Source organism: Methylobacterium organophilum (assembly GCF_022179465.1).
Taxonomy (GTDB): Bacteria; Pseudomonadota; Alphaproteobacteria; order Rhizobiales; family Beijerinckiaceae; genus Methylobacterium; species Methylobacterium organophilum.
In genome coordinates this window covers 220,375-233,385 of the sequence record NZ_BPQV01000009.1, presented here as the reverse complement: position 1 = coordinate 233,385, position 13,011 = coordinate 220,375, and the positions used below count along the sequence as shown (strand labels likewise).

The 13,011-nt window shown below is 69.4% G+C and carries 13 protein-coding genes; 6 read left to right on the top strand and 7 right to left on the bottom strand.

The features are described from left to right. Positions 1-143 precede the first annotated feature (143 nt). Positions 144-857, bottom strand: a complete 714-nt coding sequence (locus tag MFF21_RS16220; RefSeq protein ID WP_238312323.1) for a c-type cytochrome — start codon at positions 855-857, stop codon at positions 144-146. 314 nt (positions 858-1,171) lie between these two features. Here MFF21_RS16220 and MFF21_RS16215 point away from each other — a divergent pair, with 314 nt between their 5' ends. Beyond that, positions 1,172-1,915 carry a 3-deoxy-manno-octulosonate cytidylyltransferase gene (locus MFF21_RS16215; RefSeq protein ID WP_238312322.1) on the top strand — a complete coding sequence of 248 codons (744 nt, stop codon included), beginning with the start codon at positions 1,172-1,174 and terminating at the stop codon, positions 1,913-1,915. A gap of 8 nt (positions 1,916-1,923) precedes the next feature. Next, positions 1,924-2,787: a prephenate dehydratase gene (locus tag MFF21_RS16210; RefSeq protein WP_238312321.1), complete on the top strand. Its 864-nt coding sequence runs from the start codon at positions 1,924-1,926 to the stop codon at positions 2,785-2,787. Between the two features lie 217 nt (positions 2,788-3,004). Here the strand turns inward: MFF21_RS16210 and grpE are convergent, their stop codons facing one another. After that, positions 3,005-3,625, bottom strand: a complete 621-nt coding sequence (gene grpE, locus MFF21_RS16205) for a nucleotide exchange factor GrpE (RefSeq protein ID WP_238312320.1) — start codon at positions 3,623-3,625, stop codon at positions 3,005-3,007. 132 nt (positions 3,626-3,757) lie between these two features. Beyond that, positions 3,758-6,547, bottom strand: coding sequence for a [protein-PII] uridylyltransferase (locus MFF21_RS16200; RefSeq protein ID WP_238312319.1), 2,790 nt, complete (start codon positions 6,545-6,547; stop codon positions 3,758-3,760). Between the two features lie 208 nt (positions 6,548-6,755). On the opposite strand from MFF21_RS16200, the gene MFF21_RS16195 reads away from it, so the two are divergent. Together MFF21_RS16195 and MFF21_RS16190 are read left to right on the top strand one after the other, a co-directional pair. Further along, positions 6,756-7,727: an aliphatic sulfonate ABC transporter substrate-binding protein gene (locus MFF21_RS16195; protein WP_238312318.1), complete on the top strand. Its 972-nt coding sequence runs from the start codon at positions 6,756-6,758 to the stop codon at positions 7,725-7,727. 106 nt (positions 7,728-7,833) lie between these two features. Continuing rightward, the gene (locus tag MFF21_RS16190; protein WP_238312317.1) at positions 7,834-8,667 is read left to right on the top strand and encodes an ABC transporter permease; all 834 of its coding nucleotides are present in this window, start codon (positions 7,834-7,836) and stop codon (positions 8,665-8,667) included. Positions 8,668-8,683: 16 nt separating this feature from the next. Here MFF21_RS16190 and MFF21_RS16185 read toward each other — a convergent pair whose 3' ends face one another. Next, positions 8,684-8,965 carry a hypothetical protein gene (locus MFF21_RS16185; RefSeq protein WP_238312316.1) on the bottom strand — a complete coding sequence of 94 codons (282 nt, stop codon included), beginning with the start codon at positions 8,963-8,965 and terminating at the stop codon, positions 8,684-8,686. Positions 8,966-9,070: 105 nt separating this feature from the next. Here MFF21_RS16185 and MFF21_RS16180 point away from each other — a divergent pair, with 105 nt between their 5' ends. Next, positions 9,071-9,856, top strand: a complete 786-nt coding sequence (locus MFF21_RS16180; RefSeq protein WP_238312315.1) for an ABC transporter ATP-binding protein — start codon at positions 9,071-9,073, stop codon at positions 9,854-9,856. 65 nt (positions 9,857-9,921) lie between these two features. Continuing rightward, positions 9,922-10,431 carry an OsmC family protein gene (locus MFF21_RS16175; protein WP_238312314.1) on the top strand — a complete coding sequence of 170 codons (510 nt, stop codon included), beginning with the start codon at positions 9,922-9,924 and terminating at the stop codon, positions 10,429-10,431. A 138-nt stretch (positions 10,432-10,569) separates the two neighbouring features. Here the strand turns inward: MFF21_RS16175 and MFF21_RS16170 are convergent, their stop codons facing one another. From MFF21_RS16170 to MFF21_RS16160, 3 genes are all read right to left on the bottom strand, one after another. Continuing rightward, positions 10,570-11,535 (bottom strand): hypothetical protein, encoded by a 966-nt coding sequence (locus MFF21_RS16170; RefSeq protein ID WP_238312313.1) that lies wholly within the window; start codon positions 11,533-11,535, stop codon positions 10,570-10,572. 77 nt (positions 11,536-11,612) lie between these two features. Then, positions 11,613-12,296, bottom strand: a complete 684-nt coding sequence (locus tag MFF21_RS16165; RefSeq protein ID WP_373325036.1) for an alpha-ketoglutarate-dependent dioxygenase AlkB family protein — start codon at positions 12,294-12,296, stop codon at positions 11,613-11,615. Then, complete coding sequence (locus MFF21_RS16160; RefSeq protein ID WP_238312312.1) at positions 12,289-12,927, bottom strand: 2,3-bisphosphoglycerate-dependent phosphoglycerate mutase; 639 nt, start codon at positions 12,925-12,927, stop codon at positions 12,289-12,291. Before MFF21_RS16160 ends, MFF21_RS16165 begins: the two co-directional genes overlap by 8 nt. Positions 12,928-13,011: the final 84 nt, after the last annotated feature.

Below are 13,011 nucleotides of genomic sequence, written 5' to 3'. Positions count from 1 at the left end.
CTCTCGATGCTGGGGCGCCGTTCTAGGACGGCGCGGGCGCACCCGCCAAGCCGTCACCTCCGCGCAGGGGCGTCCGCGTCCTCCGGAAACGAAAAAAGGCCGGGCGCTCGGCCCGGCCTGTCGATTCTGTGCTTGGCAGCCCCTCACTGCTGCGTGGGCTTGTCCTTGGTGACTTCGCCAGCCTTGGCCTTCTGCTCGGCGTTGGGATTGGCTTTGGCGGGAGCCTCGGTGGCCAGCGGCTCCGGCGGGGCGCCGGGCTTGGCTTCAGCAGGCTTGACTTCCGCGGGCTTGGCCTCGTCCTTCTTCTCTGCGGCCTTCTCGGCGGCGGGGAGGGGCTTCGGGCTGTCGGAGAGCGTGCGCAGATAGGCGATGACGTTGGCGCGCTCGGTGGGCGAGGAGATGCCGGCAAAGGCCATCTTGGTGCCCTTCACATAGGCCTTCGGGTTTTCGATGAAGTGGTCGAGATCCTCGTAGCTCCAGTTGCCGCCTTTCTCCTTGAGGCCGGCGGAATAGTCGAAGCCCTCGTGGTGGGCCTTCTGGCGCTCCACCACGTCCCACAGGTCGGGGCCGACTTTGTTGGGGCCCCCCTTCTCGAAGCTGTGGCAGGCTTGGCAGGCCTTGGTGCCGCCCTTGCCCTTCTCGGCATCGGCGCTGGCGAGGCGCACCGCGATCGGCTCCGCCTTCGGCGCCGCGGCCTCGCCGCCGCCCTTGGCAGGCTCCGGCTCGGGCAGGGCGTAGCCAGCGCTTCCGGCGGGTTTGGGATGATAGATCAGCTCCGCGACGAATCCCGATCCAATAGCAAAGAGCAGGGTCCCGAGGACGGCGCCCGCGACCTTGTTCAGCTCAAAAGAATCCATCCTCGACAAGCTCCGGCAGCGGGATCACGGTCTGGAGGAAGTGCGCCCGGCGAAAGAGGCCGGACCCTGGAAGGGTTCGAGGGTGATTAGCCGCTCCGGCCCGATCTTGACAATGGGCTGGTATGCCAAGCGTGGCTACATGTAGCAGGAAAATGCAGGTCATGGGCGCGGCGACTCCGCGCGGGACCCCTTTCGTCCCGTCTCGTGCAAGAGCGCAGCCGTGGCTCCGCCATGACAAGGCAGAACCGCCCTGGTAAGCAGCCGGCCATCCGCTGTCCTTGCCGCGCCCGTTCTGCGCCCCTGCTGCCGAGCCGATGTCCGACCCCCTCGTCCTCATCCCCGCGCGCCTGGCCGCCACCCGGCTGCCGAACAAGCCGCTCGCCGAGATCGCCGGCGAGCCGATGATCGTGCATGTCTGGCGCCGGGCCACGGAGGCCGGGATCGGCCCCGTGGTCGTCGCCACGGACACGGCGGAGATTGCGCGGGCGGTGGAGGCGGCCGGCGGCCTCGCCGTGATGACGAAGGCCGACCATCCCTCGGGCTCGGATCGTCTCGCCGAGGCTCTCGCCACCGTGGATCCCAATGGCGAGCACGACGTCGTCGTCAACGTGCAGGGCGACCTACCGACCATCGATCCTGCGATCATCGGCGCGTCCATCCTGCCCCTGGCCGATCCCGCCGTCGACATTGCGACGCTCTGCGCGGAGATCACCCGGGCCGAGGAGGCGGAAGACCCGAACGTGGTCAAGCTCATCGGTCACGGCGTGGCGCCGGCCCGTCTGCGCGCCCTCTATTTCAGCCGGTCACGTGCCCCCTGGGGGGATGGGCCGCTCTTCCACCATATCGGCCTCTACGCCTATCGCCGGAAGGCACTGACCCGCTTCGTCGCCTTGCCGGAGGGCGAACTGGAACGGCGTGAGAAATTGGAGCAGCTGCGCGCGCTGGAGGCCGGCATGCGCATCGACGCCATGATCGTCGACGACTTGCCGCTCGGCGTCGACACCCCCGCAGACCTGGAGCGCGCCCGTGCCGTCCTCACCGGCCGCCGCCTGAACTGATGCCCACGATGACCGCTTCGAACCGAACCATCGCCTATCAGGGCGAGCCCGGCGCCAACTCGCACATCATCTGCGCCAAGGCCTATCCCGACTGGACGCCGCTGCCCTGCGCCACCTTCGAGGATTGCTTCGCCGCCGTGAACGAGGGGCGGGCGGCGCTGGCCATGATCCCGATCGAGAACTCGATCGCCGGGCGGGTGGCCGACATCCATCACCTGATCCCGACGGCGACGCTGCACATCGTCGCCGAGCACTTCCTACCGATCCATTTCCAGCTGATGGTGTTGCCGGGCACGAAGCTCGCCGACATCAAGACCGTGCACAGCCACGTCCACGCGCTTGGCCAGTGCCGCCGCATCATCCGCCGCCTCGGCGTCAAGGCGGTCGTGGCGGGCGACACGGCGGGGGCCGCCCGCGAGGTGGCCGAGATCGGCGACCCGACCCGCGCCGCCCTCGCTCCGGCCATGGCTGCGGAGGTCTACGGCCTGGAGATCCTGGAGCGGGACGTCGAGGACGAGGCGCACAACACCACGCGCTTCGTGGTGTTCTCGCCGGAACCCGGACAGGCGGAAGCGGGCGGCGAACCCATGGTGACGAGCTTCGTCTTTCATGTGCGCAACCTGCCGGCGGCCCTCTACAAGGCGCTCGGCGGCTTCGCGACCAACGGCGTCAACATGACCAAGCTCGAGAGCTACATGGTCGAGGGCCAGTTCACCGCGACCCAGTTCTATGCCGAGGTCGACGGCCATCCGGACGAGCCGGCGCTCGCCCGGGCCCTGGAGGAGCTGCGCTACTTTTCCCGGGAATTGAAGATCATCGGCACCTATCCGGCCCACCCCTTCCGCGAGACGACGCGGCAGGCGGCGGAATAGGGCGGCCTGCCGCCCCCGAGCGACGCGGCGGCAGGCCCCGGGATCGGAAGGACGATCCCCGCGCCCTCGACGGGACGGCGCTGCCTCCGGTAAGACCCCGGTTCCCCGCCGGTCGCGGCAGGGAGGCGGGAGGATGCCGAGGACGCCCTTCGCTGCACCTCGGAAGACGAAAAGAAGAGGTTCGGCCGAGGCGATCGCGCGATCGAACCCCGCTTCCTCAGGCCGCGTCGGCCGGCTTGCCGTCGTTCTTGGTCTCGGGCTTCGGACCGCCCTTCGACACGCCGACCAGGGCCGGGCGCAGGGTGCGCTCGCCGATGACGTAGCCGGTCTGGACGACCTGCACGACGGTGCCGTTCGGAACCGTGGCGTCTGGCACCTCGAACATCGCCTGGTGGCGGTTCGGGTCGAAGCGCTGACCCTTCGGCTCGACGACCTTCACACCATGCCGCTCCAGCGTCTTGGAGAGGTCGCGCTCGGTCAGGTCGATGCCTTCGATCAGGCCCTTCAGCGCGCCCTCTGCGCCATTGCGGTCCTCTGCCGGCACGCTCTCGAGGGCGCGGCGGATGTTGTCGGCGACGTTGAGAACGTCGCGGGCGAAGTTGGTCACGGCATAGGTGCGGGCGTCGGCCACCTCGCGCTCGGTGCGTCGGCGGAGATTCTCCATCTCCGCGAGCGTCCGGAGCAGCCGGTCCTTCATCTCGTCGCGCTCGGAGAGCGCGGCCGCGAGCGCGTCCGCATCGGGTTTCGCGGTGGCCTCGGGAGCGGCCTGCGCCGCCTCGGGCGCCACCTCTTCCGCTCCCTCGCGCCGGTCGTCGTGCTGCATGGGATCTGCCATCATCGCCGTTCGTCTTGAGTCGGATTGCTTGTTGCGCCGGATTCCTGGCGGAGCGCCCGCGAGAGGCGTCCGGACGGCGCTGATATCAGGCGCGGCCGGAACGAAATCAAGTTTCGCTGCCGGGGCTTCCCCGTCTCACGCCTCCCGCGGCGGCGGCGACTCGACGAGCGCGTCGAGCCCCTCCGCCCGGAGGGCCGCGACGTCGACCGCGAACACCTCCATCACCGCGGCGCGGATCGCGGCGATCCGGTCCGGCTGCACCACCCGCGTGCCGGTGAGGTCGGTCACGTAGAACACGTCCACCGCCCGCTCGCCGAAGGTGGCGATATGGGCCGAGGTGATGTTGAGCTGCAGGCGGTTGATGGCGGTGGTGAGCTCGTAGAGCAGCCCGGGCCGGTCGAGGCCGGTGATCTCGACGACGGTCTCGCGGCTCGACAGGGCGTTGTCGATGGTGATGTCCGGCGGCACCAGGAAGGTCTTCTGGCGCTCCTTGCCCTGGTGCTTGTCGGCAACGAGCTCCGCGATCTTGATTTCGCCCTTCAGTGCCCGCTCGATCGCCACGGCGATCCGCTGGGCGCGGCGCATCTCGTCCTCGTCCCGCTCGAAGGCGCGAGAGATGAAGATCGAATCGAGGGCGAAGCCATCGCTCGTGGTGAAGATCTGCGCGTCGACGATGTTGCCCCCCGTGGTCGAGCAGGCCCCGGTGATGATCGCGAGCAGGCGCGGGTGATCCGGCGAGTAGACCGTCAATTCGGTGACGCCGCGGATGGGATCGGTCTCGTAGGCGGTGGCGCTGGTGCGCCCTTCCGCGACGACCTGGCGGATGAAGGTGGCGTTCTTGAAGTGGCGCGTGCCGTCCACCTTCAGCCAATAGGCTTGGTTGTGGCGGGCGGCATAGGCGTCGAACTCCTCCGAGGACCAGTCGGGCAACCGCTCGCGCAGGGCCATCTGGATGAGGCGCACCCGGTCGGTGCGGGCGATCTCCGAATGGCCGCCGGAGAGCAGCACCTCGGTCTCGTCGTAGAGGGTGCGCAGCAGCGTACCCTTCCACGCCGTCCAGACACCCGGGCCGACCGCCTTGATGTCGGCGACGGTGAGGATGGCGAGCAGCTTCAGCCGCTCCAGGCTCTGCACCACCGCGGCGAATTTTTCGATCGTCTTCGGATCCGAGAGATCGCGGCTCTGGGCGGTCATCGACATCAGCAGGTGATGTTCGACTAGCCAAGCTACCGTGTTCGTCTCGGCCTGGGTCAGGCCGAAGCGCGGCCCGAGCTTGCGGGCGATGGCGGCCCCGGCGATCGAGTGGTCCTCGGGCCGGCCCTTGGCGATGTCGTGCAACAGCACCGCCACGTAGAGCGCGCGCCGGTTGTGGATCGTGTCGATCAACCGGGAGGCGAGGGGCTGATCCTCCGCTGCGCGGCCGGAATCGATCGCTGAGAGCACGCCGATCGAGCGTAGCAGGTGCTCGTCCACCGTGTAGTGGTGGTACATGTTGAACTGCATCATCGCGACGATGCGCCGGAAGTCCGGGATGAACCGGCCGAGCAGGCCGGCCTCGTTCATCTGGCGCAGGGTCGTTTCCGGTGCATTCTTCGACGTCAGGATGTCGAGGAACAGCTTGTTGGCTTCCGTATCCGACCGCACGGCCTGGGTGATGAGCCGCAGGGAGCGGTTGGCGAGGCGGGCGGCGTCCGGATGGACCGGGAGGTTGTGCCGGTCGGCGAGCCAGAACAGACGGATCAGGTTGATGGGGTCGCGCTCGAAGGTGTCGTCGGTGCGCACGTTCACCCGGCCGTTGTCGATCCAGAAATCCTCCGCCTCGATGGCGGTGGCCCTGAACCGGTCACGGAACTTGCCGATCCAGCGGTCGAGCACCGGCGTGCGCTTGGCGTGGCGCGCTTCGAGCTCCGCGCAGACGATGGCCGTGAGGTCGCCCACGTCCTTGGCAATCAGGAAATAGGCCTTCATGAAGCGCTCGACGCCGGAGAGGCCGCCCCGGGCGCCGAAGCCGAGCCGCTCGGCGATCTTGGGCTGGAGCCCGAAGGACAGCCGCTCCTCCGCGCGCCGGGTGACGAAGTGCAGGTGGCAGCGCACCCGCCACAGGAACTCCTCGCAGCGCTCGAACAGCCGGTATTCCTCGGGGGTGAACAGCCCGGCATGGACCAGCTCGACCTGATCACGCACGCGATATGTGTACTTCGCGATCCAGAACAGCGTGTTGAGGTCGCGCAGGCCGCCCTTGCCGTCCTTGACGTTGGGCTCGACGAGGTAGCGGGAGGCGCCGGCCTTGGCCACGCGCCCGTCGCGCTCGCGTAGCTTGGCATCGACGAACTCGGCGGCCGAACCGATGACGAGCTCGGAATCGAAACGGGTCACCATTTCCTCAAACAGCGTGCGCGAGCCGAACAGGAACCGGGCCTCCAGGAGCGCCGTGCGGATCGTCATGTCCGCCCGACCTTCCCGCAGGCATTCCTCGACGGAGCGGGTGGCGTGGCCGACCTTCAGCTTGAGGTCCCACAGCACGTAGAGCATCGCCTCGACGACGCTCTCCGACCAGGCCGTCTGCTTGTAGGGAAGCAGGAACAGGAGATCGATGTCCGAGCCCGGCGCCATGGTGCCCCGACCGTAGCCGCCGGTGGCGACGACGGCGAGCTGCTCGCCCGTGGAGGGGTTGTCGTTGGGGTAGAGGCGCCAGACCACCGCGTCGTAGATCGCCCGAACCACCGCATCGGTGAGCGCGCTCAGGCGCTGCGCGCAGGCGACGCCGTCGCGTTCCTTCAGGAGGAGCCTTTCCGCATCCCGGTGGCCCGCCTCGATGACCTTGCGCAGCTCCGGCACCAGAACCGCGCGCAGGCGGGTCGGCTCGCGGGCGTCGCGATCGAGGGATTCCAGGACTTTTTCGAGACTGGCGGCGGCGTCGAACATGCCGACCCCGTTAGCATGTAAACCTGCGGCAAACAGCGTGTCCGTGCGGGGAATGCGTTGAACCCGCTTCAGGATATCGTTGCTCCTCCCATACCGGCGACCTGGAGAAGATCGTTCTCTCAGGGGGAATTTTCGTTTGACGAAACGAACAAACCGGTCCTAGCGATGGCGCGCCGGGCAAATCCTCCGCCCGACGGAGTGACGTTCGATGCCGTTTGTCCGCCGCGCCTTCCTCTCGTTCCTCGCCGGTCTCGCTGGGCTCGCCGCCGTCCCCGCCCGGGCGGCCGAGGTGAGCGAGATTCGCCTCGACTGGGCGACCTACAATCCGGTCAGCCTCGTGCTGAAGGAGAAGGGGTTTCTCGAGGAGGCCCTGAAGCCCAAGGGCATCAAGGTACGCTGGACGCAGTCGCTCGGCTCCAACAAGGCGCTCGAGTTCCTCAATGGCGGGGCCATCGATATCGGCTCCTCCGCCGGCGCGGCCGCCCTGCTCGCGCGCATCAACGGCAATCCGGTGAAGGTGGTCTACGCCTATTCCCGGCCCGAATGGACGGCCCTGGTGACCCGGAAGGATGCCGGCATCGCCAAGGTGGCCGACCTCAAGGGCAAGCGCATCGCCGTCACCCGGGGCACCGACCCGCACATCTTCCTGATCCGCGCCCTGCAGGGGGCGGGGCTCACCGAGAAGGACGCCAAGCTCGTCCTGCTCCAGCACGCGGACGGGCGCACGGCCCTCGACCGCGGCGACGTCGATGCCTGGGCCGGCCTCGACCCGATGATGGCCGCGGCCGAGATCGAGAACGGCGACGTGCTGTTCCACCGCAACGCCGCCGCAAACACCTGGGGCGTGCTCGACGTGCGCGAGTCCTTCCTCAAGGAGCAGCCCGAGCTCGTGAAGACCGTGATCTCGGCCTATGAGCAGGCGCGGGCCTATGCTCTCGCGCATCCCGAGGCGCTGAGGAGCGCGCTCGTTGCCGCCACCAAGCTGCCCGAGCCGGTGATCGCCCGCCAGCTGGAGCGCACCGAGCTGAGCCATCCGACCGTTGGCCCGGTGCAGGCCGAGAGCATCAAGGCCGCGGGGCTCGCCCTGCAGCAGGCCGGTGTCATTCCGGCGGGGACCGATGTCGGGGCCGCGGTGGACGGGCTGATCGACCCGCAGTTCAATCCCCCGGCCGCGCGCTGAGGCGCGTTCCCGGGGCCCGGCGATACGGTCCTCCTTCGACCCTCCGACCTGCCCTTAGCCCCTGCGTTCCCCGTCCCATGCAGCCTTCTCTCCGGATTCTCGCCGCATGAGCGGTTCCGCGGTGTCCTCCGGCCCCCTGGCCCCGGCCGCCCGGCTGCGGGGGCCGTTGGCGCTTGGCGGGGGGCGGCTCCTCCTCGGCCTCCTCCTTCCGCTGCTGCTGGCGGCGGGCTGGGAAGTCGCGGTCGATGCCGGGCTCGCCCAGGGCCGGCTGATGCCGCCGCCGAGCCGGATCGGAGCGACCCTGTGGGGATTGGCCGTTTCGGGGGATTTGCAGATACATGTCGAGGCGACGCTCCTGCGCGTCGCCTTCGGCTTCGCCTTCGGGGCCGGGGCGGGGATCCTCGTCGGCACGCTGACGGCGACGCTGGCGCCGCTGCGCTGGCTCCTCGACCCGACGCTCCAGGCGCTCCGGGCCGTGCCCTCCCTCGCCTGGGTCCCCCTCTTCATCCTGTGGTTCGGCATCCTGGAGACGCCGAAGGTCGCGCTGATCGCGGTGGGGGTGTTCTTCCCGGTCTATGTCGGCGTGGCCGGCGCCATCGCCTCCGTTGACCGCAAGCTCGTGGAGGTCGGCCGGATCTTCCGCCTGTCGAAGCTGGCGCTCGCCCGGCGGATCCTGCTCCCCGCCGTGTTGCCGGCGACGCTGGTGGCGCTGCGCACCGGGCTCGGCCTCGGCTTCCTGTTCGTGGTCGCGGCGGAGCTGATGGGCGCCTCCGAGGGCCTGGGCTACCTGCTCGTGGACGGGCAACAATTCAGCAAGCCGGAGCAGATCCTGGCGGCGATCATCGCCTTCGCCGTAGTCGGCAAGCTCGCCGACGCTCTGCTCGTCGCGCTGACGAGCCCGCTCGTGCGCTGGCAGGACACCACGCGGGAGACGCTTTGAGACCTGAGGCCGCGGCTCATCCCTTTCGCCGCAGCACCACCGTCACCTTGCCCTCCGGCAAAGGGCAGCGCGCCGGCTCGACGCGCAGGGTGACGGAGCTGGGGCAGGCTGCGCGGCAGGTCAGGGCGGCGTCGATCTGGTTGCGGCCACAGGCATCGGCGAAGCAGAGCTGGCCGAGATCCTCGCAGGTCGCGAGGAAGCGCCCGGTGGCGGGGGGCGCGCCGTGCAGGTCGGCGCCGAGCGCCGGTCCGGCGAGGAGGGCGCCGAGAAGCGCGAGGGAGCGGAGGATCGGGATCACGGCAGCGGTCCCCGTGAGAAGCCGGAGCCAACTGTAGCACCCGACCCTCCGAAGCCGCTATGCCGTTCGTGTGACAGGGGCGTTTCCCCGCAAGCCCGGGATCCGATGCTTTCCATCCAGAACCTCTCGAAGACCTATGCCGACGGCACGTGGGCGCTCGACGACGTCGTGCTCGACGTGTCCCAGGCGGAGATCGTCGCGCTGATCGGCGGCTCGGGCTGCGGCAAGACCACGCTGCTGCGTCTGATCGCCGGTCTCGACAGGGGCACGGCCGGCCGCGTTACCCTCGACGGGGAGGCGATCGAGAAGCCGCATCCCGGCGTCGGGCTCGTCTTCCAGGAGCCGCGGCTGCTTCCCTGGCTGTCGGTGGCCGAGAATGTCGGTTTCGGCCTCGCCGATCTGCCGAAGGCGGAACGGCAGGAGCGGGTCGCGCATGCCCTGGAGAGGGTCGGCCTCGCGGAACATGCCGGACGCTGGCCGCGGGAATTGTCCGGCGGGCAGCAGCAGCGGGTTTCGATCGCCCGCGCCTTCGTGGCCAATCCCCGGGTGCTGCTCCTCGACGAGCCCTTCTCGGCCCTTGATGCCTTCACCCGCAAGGATCTGCACGGACACCTGCTTGCCCTCTGGGACGAGGTGCGCCCGACCGTCCTGATCGTCACGCACGACGTGAACGAGGCGGTAGCGCTTGCCGACCGGGCGGTGGTGATGCGGCCCAAGCCCGGTCGCCTCGACGAGACGGTGATCCTCGACCTGCCCCGCCCGCGCGATCCGGCTTCCCGGCGGAGCGAGGATGCGACGCGGGCCGTGCTCGCGGCCCTCGATCGATCCCTTAAGCCGCCTTCCGGCCCGCGCCCGCGGACACCCGCCCTGGCTGGGGGCGGCTCGTTCTAGAGCAGGTTGTGGCTGCCGGCGTGAGCGCCTAAGCCGGTTCCGTCGAAGAATTAGAGGAAACACCCATGGACGCCGAAGCCCTGCGCGCCCTGCAGGCCCCTATCAAGAGCCGTTACCGGGACGACCCCGAAGCCGCGGTCATCACCCTCAAGGCCAAGGGCTCGCTCGACGATACCAGCATCGCCTGCAAGGTCGAGACGGGCCGTGCGCTCGCCGTAGCGGGGCTCCATCCGGCCACCGGCGGCTCCGGCGCCGAGCTGTGCTCGGGCGACATGCTGCTCGAGGCCCTGGTCGCCTGCGCCGGCGTGACCGTGAAGGCGGTCGCCACCGCCCTTGAGATTCCCCTGCGGGCCGGCACGGTCAGCGCCGAGGGCGATCTCGATTTCCGCGGCACCCTCGGCGTGGACAAGACCGCTCCGGTCGGCTTCCGGGCGATCCGCCTCAGCTTCGCCCTCGACACCGACGCTCCACAGGAAAAGCTCGATCAGCTCCTCAATCTCACCGAGCGCTACTGCGTCGTCTTCCAGACCCTGAACCACAAGCCCGAGCTCGCGGTGACCGCCGCCCGGGCGTGAGCGGCACAACGCCCGGGAAACACTGGCACTTCAGGCTGAGCAGCTCAGGCTGTATTCAGAAGACCTCGCGGCCCGATAGCATCGCGCGGGGTTCTTCCAACTCCTCCAGGCGCACCGGTACATCCGGCGCGCCTTTTTTCATCGGACCACGACGCTGTCGACCACCTGCCGGAACAGCGGCAGGGCCTCCGCCCGCTGCTCGGCGCGGGCGATGCCGACGGCGCGAACATAGCCATCCGGATTGAAGCGGATCGTCTGCGAGACGACGACGGGCGAGTTCGAGGGCACGTCGGTCGCCCGCGCCACGATCTCGTGCCAGTCGACGCCGTTGGAGCGGTAGCTCTGCGAACGCTCGATGAAGAAGTCCTTCATGGTCTGGTTCGAGTAGAGCGCCGCCCGGGCGAAGCCGTCGCGCTGCTCCTGGGCCGGAGGCTGCTGCACGGCCTGGGCGAGGACGAGGATCGGCTGATCGAGGTTCATCAACTGGTCCTTCGGCCCCTTGGTCAGCAAGACCGAGTTGCCGGCGAGCACGCGCACCGGGTGGAAGCCGGCGAGATCGGTGATGCGGAAGGGCAGCACCTCGACCTGCTGCTCCAGGCTCAGCGGCGGGCGGATCTTCACGCCGGTCAGCATGGCGCGTATCGCCTCCTCGGTCTCGGCCCCGGGCGCGAGCTGCACCACGAAGACGCCTGTGACGTCGGCGGCGCCGACCAGCAGGATCCATTTGCGGATCGCCGGCGTGCCCTGGGCCTCGTTGGCGGGCTGGTCCCCGGTGAAGAGTAGGGCGTCGGCGTCGCCGCTGACCTTCAGCCGCTCGCGCTTCTCCACATTGAAGCCCTGGCCCCGCAGATTCTCGTCGGTGAAGGTCTGGACCATCTCGGCGAAGGCGGAGGGGGCCAGCTCGACGATCTGCACCGTCGCGCCGCCTTCGGGACGCTCGAAGCCCAGGAAGCGCTTGGAGGCGATCATGTCCGCGGGCGGCTCCAGGCCGAAGCGGGAGGAGGAGGGGTAGATCACCTCCTCGGCCCGCAGCCCGGCGGGGGCGAGGGGCGCGGACAGGACAGCCAGGAGGGCGAGCAGGAGGGCTTTGGGACGCAGGGACATCGAACCGTTTCTCCGCCGGGCCGGCAGGGGCATGCCACCGCCGCGCCTACGATGGGTCGACCGCCGTCCGAGCCGAGTCAAGCGGTTGGGGACGCGTCCGAACGCGTCACGCGGCGCAGCGTGAGGTTGCAGCGGCCGCCCGGAGGCAGCAGATCGCCGAAGCGTGATTCCGGCCGCGGCGCGAACAGGTCCGGATCCTCGGGCAGGACCCGGTCGATCCCGTGGAAGATCAGGCGGGAGGCGCCGCCGATCACCAGGGCGTCACCGGCCTCGAGCCGCACGGAGCGGGTCGGCCCCTCGCGGCGCGTGCCGCCGAAGCGGAACAGGGCAGGGGCGCCCAGGGAGAGCGAGAGCACGGGGGCATCGAGCTCGGCCTCGTCGCGATCCTGGTGCAGGCCCATCCGCGCCTGCGGATCGTAGAGATTGACCAGGCAGGCCTCCGGGCCGGCCGGCCATCCGGCGAGGGCCTCCCACACGGCCAAAGCCGTCGGCGGGATCGCGGGCCAGGGCCGGCCGGTCTCGGGATGCCGGGGCTGGTAGCGGTAGCCGTCGCGGTCCGAGACCCACCCGAGGGGGCCGGCATTGGTCATGCGCACGGAGAAGGGCTTGCCCGTGCGCGGCATGGTGGGGCGGTAGGGCGGTGCCTGCGCGAAGACGGCACACAACTCCTCGGCGAGCCGGTCCTGCCCGGCCGCGTCGAGGAAGCGGGGATGGTGGATCAGGCCCGGCGCCAGGGCGACGGGCGCGTGCTGCTCAGAGATCTTGGTCGATGTCCTTGTCGAGGATCAGCTTGGATTCCACCGTCGTGTCGGCCTTGAGATGATAGACGAGCGGGATGCCCGTGGCGATCTCGAGGCTCGCGATCGTCTTTGTGGTCATGCCGTCGAGCACCATCACCAGCGCCCGCAGGGAGTTGCCGTGGGCGGCCACCAGAACCCGCTCGCCGGCCATCACCCGCGGCAGGATGGTCTGGATGTAATAGGGCAGCACGCGGGCGGCGGTGTCCTTCAGGCTCTCGCCGCCGGGGGGCGGCACGTCGTAGGAGCGGCGCCATTCATGCACCTGGGCGTCGCCCCAGCGCTCGCGGGCATCGTCCTTGTTGAGGCCGGAAAGGTCGCCGTAGTCGCGCTCGTTCAGCGCCTCGGAGCGGATCGTCTCCAGGCCGGCCTGGCCCATCTCCTCCAGGATCAGCGCACAGGTGCGCTGGGCGCGGCGCAGGTTCGAGGTGAAGGCGACGTCGAACTGGCTGCCCTGCGCCTTGAGCCAGCGGCCGGCATTGCGGGCCTCCTCCACGCCGAGCTCGGTCAATTCGGGGTCGCGCCAGCCGGTGAAGAGCTTCTTGAGGTTCCACTCGCTCTGGCCGTGGCGAGCGAGGACGAGCATGCGCTCCATGGGCAATCGGTCTCCGGGACGGGCGGGCGCGGCGGCGCCATCGCCTTGAGCATGGGGCCGCTGTAGCAGAGGCGGTCCTTTCGC